The organism is Anaerobacillus sp. (assembly GCF_046314235.1).
GTDB lineage: Bacteria > Bacillota > Bacilli > Bacillales > Anaerobacillaceae > Anaerobacillus.
The window spans coordinates 83,067-101,673 of record NZ_JBKBWN010000012.1 but is presented as its reverse complement, the minus strand read 5'-3'; the positions used below and the strand labels follow the sequence as shown (position 1 = coordinate 101,673).

Here is an 18,607-nt window from a genome sequence, read left to right as displayed (position 1 = left end):
TAATGATAATCATTTACAATCTTAATTGTAATCTAAATGAGTTTGATTATCAATAAGTGAGGGGAAATTATCATGACACAAACAAAGAAACGACTGCCTACACATTTGTTTCTAGCATCTTTAGGCAAAACGATGTTAAGACCTGGAGGAAGAGAAGCATCTAATCGAATTATTGAGGCTTGCCAAATTACAAAAGATACGAAAGTTCTTGAAGTAGCGCCAAATATGGGGACAACGGCTATCCATTTAGCAAAAACATTTGGTTGTCATGTTACAGGAATTGATATTCATAAGGAAAGTGTTGAGAAAGCGAAGGCAAATATTACTGCTCATAATCTTAACGAACTTATCGAAATACAACATGGTAATGCACTTGAACTTCCTTTTGACGATTGCACATTCGACGTTGTTATTAACGAAGCAATGTTAACGATGCTACCAAATGAACATAAGATGAAGGCTATTTCAGAATATTATCGTGTCTTAAAACCAGGTGGAAGACTTGCTACACATGATTTACTTCTTAAGCAAGACCCGAGTGACGTTAGTGTCGAGGAACGGTTAAAAGAAATGCGAAAACTACTAGTCGTAAATGCGCAACCATTAACTGAAGAAGGTTGGAAACAAGTTTTTGCAGTTTGTCCTTTTAAAGAGTTAAACAACCAACCTGGTAAAATGTGTTTACTTACATTAAAAGGTTTAATTGTAGATGAAGGCTGGGATAAACTCATTGAAATCATCGAAAATGCGAAAAAAGATCAGGATAACCTAGATTATTTATTTCAGTTAATCGAAACCTTTGATGACAATGATGATTTATATGGTCATATCACTTTTACAGCAGTAAAGTAGTAGAGCCGTAGCAATAATTGGAGTGATGGAAATGAGCTTGCTAGTTCAATTTAATGAAGTAACGAAAAAGTATAATGATCAAACGGTCGTAGATAAGTTTTCTTATCGGTTGAAAAATGGAGAAGTGATTGCATTGTTAGGTCCTTCTGGTTGTGGAAAAACAACGATTTTAAATTTAACGGCAGGATTAACAAATCATACGGCAGGAGATATTCAACGCTATACAAATGACATTGGTTACGTATTTCAAGAGCCAAGGTTAATTCCGTGGAAGACAGTTTTGGAAAATGTCCTTTTTGTTGTAAAGAGCGGAAATAAACAAGAAAAGTTGGAGAAAGCACTCTATTCATTAACAAAAGTTGGATTAGAGAAGTCTATTAAATGTTACCCAAAGCAGTTATCAGGGGGAATGAGGCAGCGTGTATCCATTGCTAGAGCATTGGTTTCAAATCCTAAGATTATTTTAATGGATGAGCCATTTTCAGCTTTAGATGTTTCATTAAAAAGGGAATTGCAAGAAGATGTCATTTCTATTATTGAAGAAAAGAATATTGGAATTGTTTATGTGACACATGATCCGGAAGAAGCTGTAAGAATGGCAGACCGTATCATTATGTTAGAAGATAAACGGTGTAAAGTAAAAAGAGAGATCTCTTTAGATAGAGTACGAAAAAAGAGGGATCAACATTATATCCAGAAAATGAAATGTGAACTAAGCGAATGTATAATTGGAGGTCAAAGTAGATATGTTGAAACCGTTTAATAGACTAGTATTTTTAAGTGTTTTTATCCTCTTACTAGCAATAGTGGTAGGTTGTTCTACACAAGACAAAACAAGTATTGATAGCAATCAAAAAGATATGAGTGATGAAACTATAGTTGTAGAAGAGGCACCGGCACTCTCGAACTTAACCATTCAAGCTCCGATGGGAATTTCAATTGCTGCACCTATTTACAAAGTGTTAGAAGATAATGAGTTGCATAGCCTTGTAGATGAAGTTACATTTCTTCCTTGGAAAAATCCCGATGAATTACGATCAAGAATTGTAAGTGGTCAAGCGCAAATATCAGCAGTTCCTACGAATGTTGCTGCAAATTTATACAATAAAGGAATGGATGTGCAATTAATTAACACTCTTGTTTGGGGTATGCTCTATATGATTGGCCCAGACGGTGATGAGACAACTTTTGAAGACATAAAAGGAAAGACGATTCATGTTCCGTTTAGAGGGGATATGCCTGACTTAGTCTTCCAATATTTATTACAAAAAAATAATCTAGATATTACAAAGGATGTAACAATTGAATATGTTGCGACACCACAAGAGGTTGTCCAATTATTAGCATCAGGTAAAGCTGAGTATGCGATTTTACCAGAGCATACAGCTTCACTTGCCGTAGCAAAAGCAAAAAAGGAAGGGCAAAACGTAAAGAAAACGATGAACTTACAAGCAGAATGGGCAAAGGTAACTGGTAAGGAGCCAAGAATTCCTCAAGCAGGTATTATTGTTACTGGAGAACTTGTGAGGGATTACCCAGAAGTAATCGAAGAACTTCAAAATCAATTAGCCCAGTCAGTTCAATTTTTAAATGAACAACCAAGTGAGGCAGCTGAGTTATTAGCTAAGTATCAAGATGGTCTTGAAGCACCATTTATTGAAAAGCTAATTCCAGCCATTAACTTACAATTTGTATCGGCACAGGATGCTAGAGAAGAACTTGAATTTTTCTTTACTGAATTATCAACGATTTCGCTAGACATTATTGGAGGTAAACTCCCAGATGAAGGTTTCTACTACCAAAAATAAACAAAACTATATTATACAAAGTTGTTCAATACTATTTTTACTTTGTGTTTGGTTCTTCTTGTCCCTTCATTTTCCTAGTATTTTAATTGCCTCCCCAATGGAAACACTTCTAGCCTTAAAAGGAATGGTGGAAAGTGGGGAGTTACAAAACCAATTAGTTCTTTCAGCTACACGGATGATGATAGGATTTATGATTGGGATGTCAATTGCGATTATTTTTGGATTACTTGCGGGAAGATTTTCAGTAGTTTATGAAGCTTTTAGACCGATTATATCGTTAATTTTAGGCATTCCCCCAATCATCATAGTCGTTCTTACTATGGTTTGGTTTGGAACTGGGGCACTGGTACCAATTGTTGTTATTGCTGTTCTTGTTTTTCCTACTTTTTTTCTAAATACGGCAGAAGGTTGGCGAAATATAGACCAACAATTACTTGAAATGGCAACCGTTTATAATAGCAGTCCATTTCATACGCTAAAAAATATTATTTTACCTGGACTAACAGTACCTATTTTTACAGCTATTTCATTAGCTGTGGGAGCCGCAGTACGAGTTGGAATTATGGCTGAATTACTAGGGTCTGACAGTGGTATTGGGTTTTCATTAGCGTTAGCTCGAATAAATATAGATACTGCAAAAGTATTTGCTTGGACGATTGTTAGCATTTTGATCATCATTGCCATTGATCACCTAGTTATTAGTCCAATGAAAAAAGTTGTCTTAAAATGGGATATAAAGGAAGGTTAGTGTGGGATAGCGGAAATTTGTCGCCAACTAACAATAATACAATTCAACCAAAATAAAAAATTAAATAGTGATAAGGAATTACCACAATATGAGGAGGAAATAAGATGCAAGAATTAATTAAGAACATCGAAATATCGAAAAGTATTGATTTTAATAGTTTAGTAAGTCCAAAAGAAGGTCAAATTGAAACAGTGACATTAGCACAGAAAAAAGGTGTAGGTGTTACCTTATTAGCCTTTGGAAAAGGTGAAGGTGTTGGACCTCATGCAGCAAAGGGAGATGCACTTATTTACATTCATGAAGGTGTTGCAACTGTTAAAATTGGTGAAGAAGTAATGGAAGCAACAAAGGGGCAAATGGTTGTTATGCCGGCAAATATCCCTCATCAAGTTACTGCAAAGGAAGATATGTCATTTCTTTTAGTAGTAGTTAAAGAGGATTAACATGAAATATTTAAAAAACATAGAACCTTATTTGCCATTAGCAGCAACAGAAGTTGTTGCACATACAGGTAAAAAGATCGCGAGTAAAGCGATTATTGATAGTGAACATACGGAAATTAGATTTTTTTCCTTTGCCAATGGTGAAAGTATTGATAAAGAATACTATGAAATGGAAACGATCTTTCACATTATAGAGGGGAAAGTAAAAATTTCCTATAATGAAGTCGATGAAATCATTTTAAAAGCTGGTGAGATTTTAGCACTTGAAGCAGATATAAATTATGGTGTAGAAGCCTTAACCGATGCTAAGTATGTTAATATTCTTGTAAAAACATAGATTGAATAGCTGGTGTTGCCCATAAAAGACTAATAAATTAATCCTTATCTGAAAACTCTCACTGTGAAGTGACCTTACAGTAAGGGTTTTTTTATCCTTAAACCCTCAGAGGTCGCAAAAAGCCCCCCTCAAGGAGGGGGGCTGACCATGACCGATGAGGAAATCGCATCGAACATGTATTAGTTTTTATTTAAGAGTACATTCTCAATCTATTATGATACCTTCCGATCGGTACCACATAAGGAGTGCCTGATACAGGATCTTTTATGACAGTGCTATGAAGTCCAAAAATTTCTTCGATCAATTTGCTTGTAATAACCTTTGATGGCGGGCCTTCTGTAACAAGCTTTCCTTTTTCAAGAGCAAAAATATAATCTGCATAACGTGCCGACAAATTGATATCATGAAGAACCATGACAATTGTTGTTCCACGTTTTCGGTTTAGATCTGTTAGTAAATCAAGAATTTCAACTTGATAGGTAATATCTAAATAAGTTGTAGGTTCATCAAGAAACAAAATATCTGTTTGTTGTGCAAGAGCCATTGCAATCCAGACACGCTGTCTTTGTCCGCCTGAAAGCTCGTCGATATTACGATCGGCAAATTCAGTAATATTCATTATTTCCATTGCTTCTGCAACAGCTTCATAGTCTTTTTTTGTCCAACCACTTAAAAACGTTTGATGCGGGTATCTCCCTCGCCCAACTAAATCTGCCACCGTTATTCCCTCAGGAACAATCGGTGATTGAGGCAAAAGCCCTAGCACACGCGCCAATTGTTTTGGTGGCATTTTGTGAATTTGTTTTCCGTCTAAGCTAACGTGACCTGCAGTAGGTTTAATAAGCTTAGCCATTGTTTTAAGGAGTGTAGATTTACCACAACCGTTAGCACCAATTATGATGCTTATTTTATTACTTGGAATAGTAATACTAACGTCTTCTAAAATTGTTTTATTATCGTATCCAGCAGTTATTTTTTCAGATTGAAAAAGATGTGTAGGTCTCATTATAAATCACCCTTTCGATTGATTCGGATTAGCAAGTAAATCAAGTAAGGCGCTCCAAGAATGCCCGTGATTACACCTACTGGATATCTAGCAACGAATGCAAATTGTCCAATAAGATCTGATGCTAAAACTAAAATGATCCCAACAAGACCTGCTGGAATAATACTTGAAAATCCAACACCAACTAATCTTTTTGCAATTGGCCCAGCAAGAAAAGCGACAAATGCGATTGGTCCTGTTGTAGCAGTAGCTAACGCAATAATAAGAACCGAACAAATAACAAGAACAATTCTTGTTTTATTCGTATCAATTCCAAGTGAAGTCGCTGCTTGCTCTCCAAGTTCTAACATGTCTAATCGTTTTCCAAGTGCGATAATAATCGGTGCAAGAATGACCACAGTTATCATTAGTGGATATAGGTTTTCCATTTTAGCCCCATTTAGACTACCACTAAGCCATCTCATTGCAGTTGGAATATCATGAGTCTTACCAATAAGTAATAAATAGGAGATAACAGCGTTCAACATCGCTTGAATTCCAATTCCTACTAAAATTAATCTACCTATTGAAAAAGACGTTCCTTTTGATAGTAGGAAAATAATGAATACAGTAGCAAGGCCGCCAAAAATTGAAGCAATCGAAACTACGATATTACTTGCTTGAAGAACAATGATACAAAAAACAGCGGCAGCACTTGAACCAGCTGTTATTCCAATGACATTTGGGTTTGCTAGCGGATTACGCAACATTGTCTGAAAAATATAGCCGCCAACACCGAAAGCAAATCCTGAAAAAACACCAGCAAGCATCCTTGGTAAACGGATTGTTCCTACTGCAAAAGAAGCTCCTTTTACATCTTCGCCTAGTAAAACACGAACAACGTCCCAAGCAGGATAAATCGTATTTCCAAGCATAAGCATCGTGCAACTTAATGCAAACGTAATAAGTACAAGTATGGAAGTCATAAAAATAAAACGCCGACGTCTCTTTAGTCTACCTTCTATAATATAATTCATAGATTCATTTATCATAACGCACGCATTTTCGCTTTCATAGTTAGTAAGATTAATATAGGAGCTCCGATAAACGCTGTAACAATACCTACTTCTAGCTCACCGGGACTTCCGATCAGCCTACCAGATATATCTGATACCGTTAAAATAAGCGCTCCTGTTAAAGCTGACATCGGGATGACATAACGTAAATCAGGCCCAATAACGAGACGAATTACGTGGGTAGCTAATAAGCCGATAAAACCAATAGGACCTGATAAGGCTGTTGCTGCACCACACAATAAAACACCGCCAAAAGCAGCAAAAAGTCTAAGGGTACCCGTTCGTACTCCTAAACCTTTAGCAACTTCATCACCTAATGCTAATGCATTCAATCCTGGAGCCGTGAAAATCGCAATTAAAATTCCGACAACAAGAAAAGGAACAAATGTAGAGATCGTACTCCAATTTCCTACTCCAACACTTCCTACTTGCCAAAATCTAAATTGATCCATAACGTTTGTACGGGGAATCATAATTGCGACAACTAAAGACGACAATGCTGCGCTAGTTGCAGCACCTGCTAAAACGAGTTTAAGGGGCGTGGCACCGCCGCTCCCCATAGACCCAATTCCGAACACAAAAATGGCAGTTATGATTGCTCCCGCTAGTGCAAACCAAATGAATTGACTAGCAGTACTAATATTTAAAAAGGAAATCCCACAAACTACGAATAAAGCGGCTCCTGTGTTTACTCCTAATATGCTAGGATCTGCGATAGGATTACGAGTAACTGATTGCATAAGAGCACCAGAAACACCTAATGCAGCACCACACATTAAACTAAATACAGTTCTAACAATCCTTTGTCTGACAACCATTGCTTCGTGAGACTGTATATCTGGGTGGAACAAAGCATTCATTAGTTCGGTCCACCCAATTGCACGAGAACCAAAAGCAAGTGAAGCCAATATACATACACCAAGTAAAACGATAAGGAGTAATAGAACTCTTATGAAGTTTTTCGGCATAAGTAACTGCTTATTTTCTGAAACGGATGTGTTAATCATTTTACTTTAACTTGCTTGCAGCTTCTGAGATTAAGTTTAAATACTCATCAAGTGTATATTTAATTGAAAGTGGACTTGGAGTACCAGCTGCAGCTAGTGGCGTATTATCTCCAACAATTACTACAGATCCTCTTTCAATCGCTGGAACTTTTCCAAGAATCGGATCAGCTTGTAGCGTTTTTAATGTATTTTCATCTCCATATGAAATAATAATATCAGCATCATTTAACGCATCAGCATTTTCAGCACTTAATTCAATATAAAAGCTACTTTGATCTGTGATTTGACTATTTAGACTTTCAGGGAATACCATACCTAACTCACCAAGAAACTCTCCACGAGGATCTTTTGGAGTATAAATATAAAATTTAGACAGATCTGATACTATAAACATACCAAATGTCGCTTTTTTACCTTTAATTTCAGGGTGTTCACTTGCTTTATCTTGGATAAATTTCTCTAAATCAGCTAGAAGTTGTAAACCTTCTTTTTCCATTCCCATACCTTTAGAGTTTAATTTAATTTGGTCTCTCCATGAAGTTACCCAAGGACCAGTTTCATATGCTACAACTGGTGCGATTTGACTTAACGTGTCATAATCTTCTTGTGTAATTCCTGAATATGCTGCAAGAATAACGTCTGGAGCAGCATCTGCAATTGCTTCAAAATCTAAACCGTCAGTATCTTGAAAAAGATTTGGTTGTACTACGCCTAATTCTTTTAATTTTTCGGCAGTCCAAGGTAACATTCCACTATCATCTTGCACTCCGTAGTTTGCAGATGAGAACCCTACAGGCACAACTTCAAGAGCAAGAACAACATCTTGGTTTGCCCATGAAATCGTAACAATACGCTCAGGTTTTTCTTCGATTACTGTTTCACCAAAAGCATGATTAATTACGATTGGGTATTCAGATGTTGCTTCTTCGGATATAGCAGTTTCCGTTTTAGGAGCCTCAGTCGGTGCTGGATCAGTACTTATTTGCTGACCTGAACAACCGACCAGTGCAAGCGTCAGCATAGCAGTCAATAGTGTTGTAATTATTGATAGTTTTCGTTTAGTATTCATTTGTGTACACTTCCTTATGGTGTTTTATTTTGATGATAATAATTATCAGTATCAACAATATATAATCTCTTAGGCGGAGTGTCAATACATTTTTAGTACAACGTTCAAAGGTATATGTTGTCAAAAACGAGGATCTTTAAACTATAAACGAAGTATCTCAATTTTCACAGACAGGTTTTTCCTTTTTTAAGGCTTCAACTTTAAGGTAGATCATATCCCAAAAGTATAACTTTCCCTAGTACTAGTTGAATTTTAAGTGTTTAGCCCAGATTACATCACGCAAAAAAGCCGCTTTACTACTTGTCTAAGTAGCAAAGCGGCTTTTAAATCTTAATTCCGGATTAGATAATCGAATGCACCTAATGCTGCATTTGCTCCTGAACCCATCGAAATAATGATTTGCTTATATGGACTATTTGTACAATCTCCCGCAGCAAACAATCCAGGTACGTTTGTAGCACCATGATTATCGACAACAATCTCACCGAAGCGAGTACGGTCAACTGTTTCCCCTAACCAATCGGTATTTGGTACAAGTCCGATTTGGACAAACACACCTTGTAATTCAATATGTTTCACTTCTTCGGTATCACGTTCAATGTATGATATACCGTTTACTTTGTCTGTACCGGTAATCTCTTTTGTTTGAACGTTCTTTAAGACCGTTACATTAGGAAGACTGTATAGACGTTTTTGTAGAACGGCGTCAGCTTTCAGTTCTGGCATAAACTCAAGAACTGTTACATGATTGACAATTCCAGCGAGATCAATGGCAGCCTCAACACCTGAGTTGCCTCCACCTATAACCGCTACGTCTTTTCCTTCAAACAATGGACCGTCACAATGTGGGCAATAGGCTACACCTTTGTTTTTAAACTCTTGTTCACCAGGCACGCCGACATTACGCCAACGAGCACCCGTTGAAATGATGACACTTTTACTCTTAAGAACAGCACCGTTTTCTAGTTCCAGCTCGAAAAGGTCTTTCTTTTCAATGCGCTTTGCACGCTGTAAGTTCATCACATCAATATTGTACTCTTTCACATGCTCTTCAAGGCTTGCCACAAGTTTAGGACCTTCTGTTTGTTTCATACTAATAAAGTTCTCAATGCTCATCGTGTCTAGAACTTGACCGCCAAAGCGTTCTGCAACAATCCCGGTGCGGATCCCTTTACGTGCTGCATAAATCGCGGCACTTGCACCAGCAGGACCGCCTCCGACAACAAGTACATCGTATGGATCTTTATCAGCAAACTCTGAAGCATCTGGGCCATTCCCCATCTTAGCTAGAATCTCTTCAAGTGTCATTCGCCCACCACCAAAGAATTCCCCATTTAAGAAAATCGATGGAACGTTCATGATATTTCTAGTGTCAACTTCGTGCTTGAACGCTGCACCATCAATCATCGTGTGGGTAATACCAGGGTTGAGAACACTCATCATGTTTAAGGCTTGGACAACATCAGGGCAGTTATGGCAGCTTAAACTGACGTAAGTTTCAAACTCATATTCACCGCTAATATTTTTTACTTGTTCAATGATCTTCTGATCAACCTTTGGTGCTCTTCCGCTTACTTGTAAGAGAGCTAGCACTAAAGAAGTAAATTCGTGCCCTAAAGGGATACCAGCAAAGGTAACTCCAGTATCTTCGCCAACACGATTCACACTAAAGCTAGGTGTTCGATATAATTCTGTGTGTTCAACTGAAATTCTTGATGACATAGAAGCAATCTCATCAACAAGAGCTTTCATTTTCGTAGAGATGTCATCGGATCCTGCGCTAACTTTGAGGACTACATCGCCCTCCATTAGTTGAAGGTATTGATTTAGTTGTGCTTTTATTTCAGTTTCAAGAACCATTTATAGCACTCCTTAAATTTTCCCTACAAGATCTAAGCTTGGTTTAAGTGTTTCAGAACCTTCTTGCCATTTAGCTGGGCAAACCTCACCAGGATTATTACGAACATATTGCGCTGCCTTAATTTTGTTAACAAGGATACTTGCATCACGGCCAATGCCGCCAGCGCTAATTTCAACAGTTTGGATAACGCCGTCTGGATCGATGATAAACGTTCCGCGATCAGCAAGACCGTCTTCTTCATTTAGGACCTCGAAGTTACGAGAGATTTTTTGTGATGGGTCACCAATCATCGCATATGTAATTTTGCCAATCGTTGGTGAACTATCATGCCATCCTTTATGTGTAAAATGAGTGTCCGTAGAAACAGAGTAAACTTCAACTCCAAGTTCTTTTAATGTAGCATACTCGTTTTGTAGGTCTTCAAGCTCTGTTGGACAAACAAATGTAAAATCTGCTGGATAAAAGCAAAAGATACTCCATTGACCTTTAAGGCTTTGTTCAGTCACATCGATGAACTCACCGTTTTTGTAAGCTTTTGCTGAGAATGGTAATACTTCTTTTCCAATTAAAGACATTATAATTTTCCTCCTAGTATGTTTTTTGTGAATTAAAATAGAATGAGTAACTCGTTTTCTATAATAATTCTAATTCAGTATATATTATTATATAGGACTGATTTCTTTGTCAACTAATACAACTTGCATGTTTCTTTTTTTAAAAAAGAATGAATCCACTAGCATCACCAGATATTATCACGATGGGTCAAGCTGTTTTGTTAAACCAATCGAAACTGCAGCACACGCTAACACAACACTAATAAAAAGTAATTGCGAGAAGCTCCCCAAATGAAACCTATGGCTCTAACTACCTCGGCCGGCCAATTTTCCATCCAAGTCATTAGTCGCTCAGGGTGGAATGGTTTTTGTCTTCGAAATACAAACGAAGTTATTCCATACTCCTCTGTTTCAGGAACATGGTCCTCATTTAGTTCTTTAATCCATCCAGCTGACTGGCTCACTTTATCGAAGTCAAATTTGCCTGTATTTAACACTTTATTTAGATCAACATTGCTGCAAGATGTCTCGATAATCTCAGCATTCCCATTTAGCTTCTTCATAAAAGAAATTAACTCAATTTTATCGATTTCCTTTAACATTTCCATTTTGTTAAGAATAATGACATCAGCAATTTCAATTTGATCTACTAGAAGGTCAGAAATCTCACGTGTATCTTTTTCATCAGTACCTTCCTAACGATCAAGAAGCGTTTCACCAGAAGCGTAATTTTCCCAGAAAATTATTAGCGCCGTTTTGTAATTCTACTAATTTTTCTTCTGTTTTTCTAAAACCATTGTTTTTTACTAGCATAGCATCAATATTGACTTCACTCATATCGTTGACACTGACAGTGACTCTTAGTCCGTCGTTATTTTTCAATATAAAAGCAGAAATAAGACTTTTAAATAGTAATCTTTCTGTTTTAGTTTGTATCCTTATTTTTAAATATTATCAAGGATGAACGCTCGGTTGAATGAGGATCAAATGGTCTGTCCAAAATCCAAATAAATAACCAGTAGACTTGTAAAAGTAGGACCCTGAGTCCGCTATTTGTCCTTTAAAGGGCTTTTTTTCAAGTTAGTAGGACCCTGGTTCCCTTATTTAAGCAAAAATGGGGTGTATTACACTGATTTAAGGCAAATAAGTGCATCTGTGTCCTCCAAACTGCTGAAATGATGAAAACAAACACAAATAAGGGAACAGGTGTCCTCGTTCTAATAGAAACCCTCATAAGACCTTCAAAAGGCAACCGATAACCACTGTCCATGTTTAAACAATTAATTTGCAAGTTTAATGATGTTTTAATAAAAAATAAGAGAGAATAACAAAGTTAAAGGGGGATTATATTCTGAGTGAGTAACTGCGAGCTCGTTCTTTTCCGCTTGCAACGGTTAGGATCTTCAAGTCAACTAATTTATACAAAATTCGTCTTGTGTGGCGGTCGCTAATTCTAAGGTGACTAGCGAGTTCAAGTGGGGTAAAAGGGCGTAGAAGGCGATGTGAAAATCTGATAACTTCAGCTTCGAGCCAAGTTAATTGAGATGGTACATCAATTGAGCTGAATTTACCAATGAAAGATAGGACGAGTTGCTGACATTGTTTTTGCTCATCTTTAATGGACAGATATGCTATTGGTAATAATGTCCAACCATCGAGTGCAAGTAGCGAATGTCTCCAACACAAATCTTTAAATCGCCTAACATCTAAATCTCTTGCATGTGGACCATACCCTTGAATTTCAATCCCTCCTTTGACGCCACCTGGCATATAGGCTAGATCTAAATAACGAAAACCATTGTTGAAATCCCTTACTTCCCATTCAGGGTGTAAATGATCAAAGTTACCAACTGCAGGAAACCAAACTGAACGCAGAAATTCAATTGTTCCATGTCCTAGTCCCTTTTCAAGTATTTCTTGCCTTCTACGATTTTTTTCAGTATCAACACATTCTTCATACCAAGCTTTAAACTTTTGTTCAAATAGTGTCATTTCATAGTTTTCCTTTCCTCGTAATATGGTTTGGATATACAACTTCAAAGCAAGTATAACGAGAACTAATTCAGTCTTCAACTATTGAAATTGAAATAAATTAGTAGACTTGTAAAAGTAGGACCCTGAGTCCGCTATTTGTCTTTTAAAGGGTTTTTGTAAGAGTATACCCACTTATATGGTTGATGTATCTAAAATCACTGAAATTAATTTTTTGTAGGTTGAAAAAATCTTTATTGAAAAATGAAAGGAAATCACATACAATTAGAGAAGGAAACTTGTACGTACAAATAATAGAGTATTATTTATAAGTGATTACTTTTTAACATTACTGATAAATGGCGAATTTTGAGGGGTGACATCCGTACAACGATGAAAAAATATTCTTTGTAGTTCAATATGTTTAACTGTCAATAGTTGTAGAAAGTAGGGGTCATGTGGCCATTTATTTTAATAAGTTGAGTAAAGAATTTCACTTGCAAACAGAAAAGACAAGTTACATTTTTACGATATTAAAAAATAATCAGTTAGGTCAACTTTATTATGGGAAAAAAATAACTCATCGTAGTTCCTTTGCACACTTGTTTACAATCGGGCCGAGAGCAACGATGCCGAATGTATATGAGGGGGATTATAGCTTTTCTTTAGAAATCATAAAGCAGGAGTACCCTTCCTATGGTACAACAGACTTTAGAGAGCCCGCTTTTCAAATACTACAAAATAATGGTAGTAGGATTACGAACTTTGAATATTGTCACCATCAAATTTATCAAGGGAAACCAATACTTGATGGCTTGCCCGCAACTTATGTGGAAAATGAGGATGAAGCTACAACATTGGAAATTTCGTTATATGACAAGGAGATCGATGTTGAAATTATCTTAAGTTACTCGGTTATGGAACATTTAAATGCAATAACACGTACCTCCAAGTTTATTAATCATGGGAGCGAGAGTGTTAACCTTAAACGTGCAATGAGTGCTAGTGTTGATTTAGTTGATTCTGATTTTACTTTGCTTCATTTGTCTGGGGCGTGGGGAAGAGAACGTTATGTTAAAGAAAGAACACTACAACCGGGGGTTCAAAGCATCTCAAGCACGAGAGGTACAAGTAGTAGTCAGCATAATCCTTTTATTGCATTAAAGCGACCTTCCACTACAGAAGGTCATGGTGAAGTATACGGGTTTAGTTTTGTATACAGTGGAAATTTTTTAGCACAGGTAGAAGTAGATCATTTTGATGTGTCTCGAGTTTTGATGGGGATTAACCCGTTTGACTTTAATTGGCTACTAGAAAGTGGTGAGAATTTTCAAACGCCTGAAGTTGTCATGGTTTATTCTGAAGAAGGATTGAATGGGATGAGCCAAACTTATCACAGGTTATATAGAACGAGACTAGCTAAAGGTAAATGGCGTGATTTAGAAAGGCCAATTCTAATCAACAATTGGGAAGGTACTTACTTTAATTTTAATGAAGAGAAAATACTAGCTATGGCTAAAGAAGCAAAACAACTCGGAGTGGAACTATTTGTTCTTGATGATGGCTGGTTTGGTCAACGAGATGATGATCGAACTTCACTTGGAGACTGGTTTGTTCATGAAAAGAAACTTCCTAATGGCATTGTTGGATTATCCCAAAAAATAAATGATCTAGGTATGAAGTTCGGTCTCTGGTTTGAGCCGGAAATGGTATCGAAAGTTAGTCAGTTATACGAAGCTCATCCAGATTGGATTATTCATGTACCAAACAGATGTCAATCACAAAGTAGAAATCAATTCGTGCTAGATTACTCTAGAAAGGAAGTTGTTGATGCTATTTATGAAATGATGGCAACAGTTTTACGTGAAGCATCAATTTCATACGTGAAATGGGACATGAATCGGTATATGACAGAGATAGGGTCTACTCAGTTACCTGCGAACCGACAACAAGAAGTTTCTCATCGTTACATTTTGGGAGTTTATGATCTTTATAATCGTTTGACAAGTGAATTTCCAGACATCCTCTTTGAATCGTGTGCTAGTGGTGGATGCCGATTTGATCCTGGAATATTATATTATGCACCACAAGGCTGGACTAGCGATGATACTGACTCAGTGGAACGATTAAAGATACAGTATGGTACTTCGATTGTGTATCCGATTAGTTCAATGGGCGCACATGTATCAGCTGTTCCGAATCATCAAGTCGGCAGAGTGACTAGTTTAGAGACAAGGGCAAATGTTGCCTATTTTGGTGCCTTTGGCTATGAACTTGATGTTACACAGATGAGCAATGAGGACAAAGAAACGATGAAAAATCAAATTGCCTTTTACAAAGAAGTTCGTGAACTCATTCAAATGGGAACCTTTTATCGAATTGAGAGCCCATTTGAAAGGGCTGGTAATATCACGAGTTGGATAGTAGTATCAGAAGATAAAACAGAAGCGGTAGTGGGGCGTTTTCAAGTGCTAGAAATACCTAACTCAGGCTATAGTCGTTTGTTGTTAAAAGGTCTAAGAAGTGATCTTGAATATGAAATAGAAGGGGTTGCTGGGACTTTTTATGGTGATGAACTAATGAGTGTCGGTCTTCATCTGAGTAATCCACGAATTACAGGGGGAAAGCATTGGAACCCTAGCGATTTTAAATCGAATTTATTTAGAGTAAAGAGTATAAAAGTATAAGATCTTTCCGGAAAGTTAGGGTAGACTTCAAGATATATAGCTACCAATTGATAAACAAAAGTTTTTTTGCTTGTAGATATAGTAATAAAAACCAATATGTTATTAATAAAAATATTAATTTAATATTTTTATTAATAATTAAGACAAACGTTCACTTTTCCACTCAAAAAGCAGTTGACAGCGCTTTCTATACTGTATATACTTTACATATAGTTTAATCACTCGTCTGTTTTATTGAGTTTAGATTAATATTTATATTAACTATCGGTTGGGGGGATCTTATTGATTTACATAAAGGTTAAGAAAATAACGTTAAGTGCCATTATCTTTATTTTACTATTCTCTCAAATTCCGCTTCATACGAAAGTTGAAGGTTCGGGTGAACAAAGTTCAAATAAGAGTAGTGTCAATCTTTTGAATGCCGCCTCTATTTTACAGGACAAATATAGTACGTATTTAGATGAGATAAATATAGCTCAGTACGACGGGAATGACATTATATTCAATCAAGTGGATAAGTTGGTTACTGATCAGTCCTATATTGATAAGTTTGCTGGGCAAACCGTTGTAAGAATTGAGCAAAATGAAGAGGTTACATTGAAGGTTGATGCACCTGAAAAGGCTCTTTACTATATTGGTCTGACGTATTTAAGTGATGGGCAAAATGTATTGCCTACACAAATGGAAATGAAAGTGAATAATGAGTTTCCTTTTTATGAACTAAGAAATTTAGTATTTGAAAGTAGATGGAAATCTCCTGATACAAACCCTAAGGATAAGTATGGCAATGAAATAGTGCCGCAGCCGATTAAAGTAGTTGATTGGCAAAAAAAGTTCATAGGGGATTCAAGTTATCGAACAAGTGAACCTTTTCTTATCTACCTAGATAAAGGGGAAAATGAAATTAAGTTTAAAATGATTGAAGGAAATATACTATTTAAGTATTTAGAATTGTCATCGCCTCAAAAACTACCAAACTATCAAAGTACAGAAGTAGAAGGTAGCGGATTTGTTCTTGTCCAAGGCCAAGATATTGTGTATCGAAATGATTCTTCCATACGTGCTGGGGCATTGTTTAATGTCGACCTTACTCCATACAGTGCAGATAACCGTGTATTGAACTATTTGGACAATAACTCTTTTAAACGACCTGGTCATAAGGTTGAATATGAGTTTGAAATCGGTCAATCAGGTTATTATTTTTTAGGTTTAGACTATCGCCAAAATGTGAAAGCAGACTTTCCGGTTTTTCTAAATATAGCGATTAATAATGAAGTTCCGTTTCAAGAATTAAGAAACTATCCGTTTAATTATGTATCAAAATTCACCAATGTCACAGTGCATGATCTTGAAACAAAAGAAAATATCCCTATTTTTCTTGAAGCTGGGAAACATACGATTAGTTTTGCAATAAGTCTAGATTACATTAAATCAACAATTGAGGCAGTAGAACGTCTAATTAATGAAATTCAAGCGTTGTCATTAGAAATGACAAATTTAGCCGGTCCGAATGTCGACCGGTACCGTGATATTAATGTAGAAGAGTTTATTCCCGGCGTAACAGCACAGTTATTTTCATGGGCAGATGAAATGGCGCAATTATATGGAAATATGAGCGCGTTTAATCCGACAGTTGATGATATTGGAGCGTTTACTTCGCTGAAAATAGCCGAAAAACAATTGAGAAGCCTTGCCAGTGAAGTTGATAAGCTTCTTGTTAGAAAAAATGAATTAGCGACTGGTACAAATTCTATTACTGCATATTTAGGTAATTTAATGCAGGAAATTAATAACAACGGTTTTGCTTTAAATCAATTTTACTTTTACCAAGATCCGGCTGATATACCTGAACGGATAGGGTTCTTCCATAAACAGTTTTCGAAAGTTGAACGATTGTTTAAGTCATTTGGTAATCAAGATTATGCAGTTGATAATATAAATCCAGATCATTTGCAAGTTTGGGTTAACCGTCCTAGACAGTATATTGAGATCATTCAACAATTAATTGATGAACAATTTACACCAAACACTGGTTTAAAGGTTGATTTATCAATCATGCCAGACCAAAATAAATTAATTTTGGCGAATGCAGCTAATGAAGCCCCTGATGTAGCTGTTGGTGTTAACTACGCACTTCCTTTTGAGATTGCGATCAGGGGAGCGTTGCAAGATTTAACTGAATTTGAAGATTTTGATGAAGTGAGGGCGAGGTTCCCAGAAGGTTTGCATGTTCCTGCAACAGTTAAAGACGGGGTTTTTGCTTTGCCAGACACAATGAATTTCTGGGTTTTATTTTACCGTAAAGATATTTTAGACTCACTTGATCTACCAGTCCCGGAAACGATTGATCAAGTAAGAACGTATCTTCCTGAACTACAAAGAAGAGGAATGAACTTCTTTTATCCTACAGCGGGAATGCCTGGACTTAAAATATTTGCTGGTACGATGCCGATTATCTATCAGAATGGTGGACGATTTTATAATGAAACAATTGGTCGAACTGCGCTAAATGAAAATAATGCTATTGAGGGAATGAGGCAGTTAACAGAACTATTCACTATTTATAACATTCCTTATGATGTGCCTAGCTTTTATCAGCAATTTAGGGATGGTTCTCTACCAATCGGAATATCTGATTACTTCATGTACAACCTTATCTTAAATGCGGCGCCGGAAATAGCGAACTCTTGGGATATTGCCTTAATGCCAGGTGTTGAAAATGCGACTGGAGAAGTAGAAAGATGGTCTGCTGGTGGAGCTGAAAGTAACCTGATTTTCAAAGATACAAATAAAAGTGAAGAAGCTTGGCAATTTTTAAAGTGGTGGTCTAGTACCGAAGTACAAATAGCCTTTGGGAACATTCTGCAAACTACTTACGGTGAAGAGTATATTTGGAATACTGCAAATATGGAGGCTTATGCAGGTTTGCCGTGGATCACTGCTCACAAAAATGTCATTATAGAGCAAACTGAATGGTTAACTGAAGTGCCAAGAGTACCTGGAAGCTATATGCTTGAGAGGGAAATTAGTAACGCTTATAACTCGATCATTCTAGACGGACAGAACTTAAGAACAGCGATCGACTTAGCAAGTAAACGTATTAATCGTGAGACTTCACGAAAGTTAGAGGAATTTGGCTATATCAGAAATGGAGAAATAATAAAACATTATCCTAATCCAGAGTTTACTAATGATTAAACGGGGGGCAT

General features: G+C 36.7%; 15 protein-coding genes and 1 pseudogene. 8 read left to right on the top strand and 8 right to left on the bottom strand.

Annotated elements, in window-relative coordinates; genetic code table 11:
• Positions 1-72 precede the first annotated feature (72 nt).
• The 6 genes from ACK4M9_RS16285 (at position 73) to ACK4M9_RS16260 (ending at position 4,188) form a co-directional block, all read left to right on the top strand.
• Positions 73-852, top strand: a complete 780-nt coding sequence (locus ACK4M9_RS16285) for a class I SAM-dependent methyltransferase (protein WP_409852823.1) — start codon at positions 73-75, stop codon at positions 850-852.
• A 31-nt stretch (positions 853-883) separates the two neighbouring features.
• Entirely contained in the window at positions 884-1,615 is a 732-nt protein-coding gene (locus ACK4M9_RS16280) for an ABC transporter ATP-binding protein (protein WP_409852820.1), read from the top strand.
• Positions 1,599-2,660: an ABC transporter substrate-binding protein gene (locus ACK4M9_RS16275; RefSeq protein ID WP_409852817.1), complete on the top strand. Its 1,062-nt coding sequence runs from the start codon at positions 1,599-1,601 to the stop codon at positions 2,658-2,660. Before ACK4M9_RS16280 ends, ACK4M9_RS16275 begins: the two co-directional genes overlap by 17 nt.
• Positions 2,635-3,408, top strand: coding sequence for an ABC transporter permease (locus ACK4M9_RS16270; protein ID WP_409852814.1), 774 nt, complete (start codon positions 2,635-2,637; stop codon positions 3,406-3,408). Before ACK4M9_RS16275 ends, ACK4M9_RS16270 begins: the two co-directional genes overlap by 26 nt.
• Positions 3,409-3,512: 104 nt before the next feature.
• Complete coding sequence (locus tag ACK4M9_RS16265; RefSeq protein WP_409852811.1) at positions 3,513-3,851, top strand: cupin domain-containing protein; 339 nt, start codon at positions 3,513-3,515, stop codon at positions 3,849-3,851.
• 1 nt (position 3,852) lies between these two features.
• Complete coding sequence (locus ACK4M9_RS16260; protein ID WP_409852809.1) at positions 3,853-4,188, top strand: cupin domain-containing protein; 336 nt, start codon at positions 3,853-3,855, stop codon at positions 4,186-4,188.
• 190 nt (positions 4,189-4,378) lie between these two features.
• Here the strand turns inward: ACK4M9_RS16260 and ACK4M9_RS16255 are convergent, their stop codons facing one another.
• The 8 genes and pseudogenes from ACK4M9_RS16255 to ACK4M9_RS16220 form a co-directional block, all read right to left on the bottom strand.
• Positions 4,379-5,194 (bottom strand): ABC transporter ATP-binding protein, encoded by an 816-nt coding sequence (locus tag ACK4M9_RS16255; RefSeq protein WP_409852806.1) that lies wholly within the window; start codon positions 5,192-5,194, stop codon positions 4,379-4,381.
• Entirely contained in the window at positions 5,194-6,225 is a 1,032-nt protein-coding gene (locus ACK4M9_RS16250) for a FecCD family ABC transporter permease (RefSeq protein ID WP_409852803.1), read from the bottom strand. Before ACK4M9_RS16250 ends, ACK4M9_RS16255 begins: the two co-directional genes overlap by 1 nt.
• On the bottom strand, positions 6,222-7,256 hold the full coding sequence (locus ACK4M9_RS16245; protein ID WP_409852800.1) for a FecCD family ABC transporter permease: 1,035 nt from the start codon (positions 7,254-7,256) through the stop codon (positions 6,222-6,224). The genes ACK4M9_RS16250 and ACK4M9_RS16245 overlap by 4 nt, the downstream gene beginning before the upstream one ends.
• Position 7,257: 1 nt before the next feature.
• Entirely contained in the window at positions 7,258-8,325 is a 1,068-nt protein-coding gene (locus ACK4M9_RS16240) for an iron-siderophore ABC transporter substrate-binding protein (RefSeq protein ID WP_409852798.1), read from the bottom strand.
• Positions 8,326-8,655: 330 nt separating this feature from the next.
• Entirely contained in the window at positions 8,656-10,185 is a 1,530-nt protein-coding gene (gene ahpF / locus ACK4M9_RS16235; protein WP_409852796.1) for an alkyl hydroperoxide reductase subunit F, read from the bottom strand.
• Positions 10,186-10,197: 12 nt separating this feature from the next.
• Positions 10,198-10,761: an alkyl hydroperoxide reductase subunit C gene (gene ahpC / locus ACK4M9_RS16230; protein ID WP_409852794.1), complete on the bottom strand. Its 564-nt coding sequence runs from the start codon at positions 10,759-10,761 to the stop codon at positions 10,198-10,200.
• A gap of 233 nt (positions 10,762-10,994) precedes the next feature.
• Positions 10,995-11,682: pseudogene (locus ACK4M9_RS16225) on the bottom strand (CobW family GTP-binding protein); the annotation flags it as partial.
• Positions 11,683-12,084: 402 nt separating this feature from the next.
• On the bottom strand, positions 12,085-12,732 hold the full coding sequence (locus ACK4M9_RS16220) for a transcriptional regulator (protein WP_409852791.1): 648 nt from the start codon (positions 12,730-12,732) through the stop codon (positions 12,085-12,087).
• A gap of 437 nt (positions 12,733-13,169) precedes the next feature.
• On the opposite strand from ACK4M9_RS16220, the gene ACK4M9_RS16215 reads away from it, so the two are divergent.
• Together ACK4M9_RS16215 and ACK4M9_RS16210 are read left to right on the top strand one after the other, a co-directional pair.
• Entirely contained in the window at positions 13,170-15,398 is a 2,229-nt protein-coding gene (locus ACK4M9_RS16215) for an alpha-galactosidase (RefSeq protein WP_409852789.1), read from the top strand.
• A gap of 282 nt (positions 15,399-15,680) precedes the next feature.
• Entirely contained in the window at positions 15,681-18,596 is a 2,916-nt protein-coding gene (locus ACK4M9_RS16210; protein WP_409852786.1) for an extracellular solute-binding protein, read from the top strand.
• Positions 18,597-18,607 lie beyond the last annotated feature (11 nt).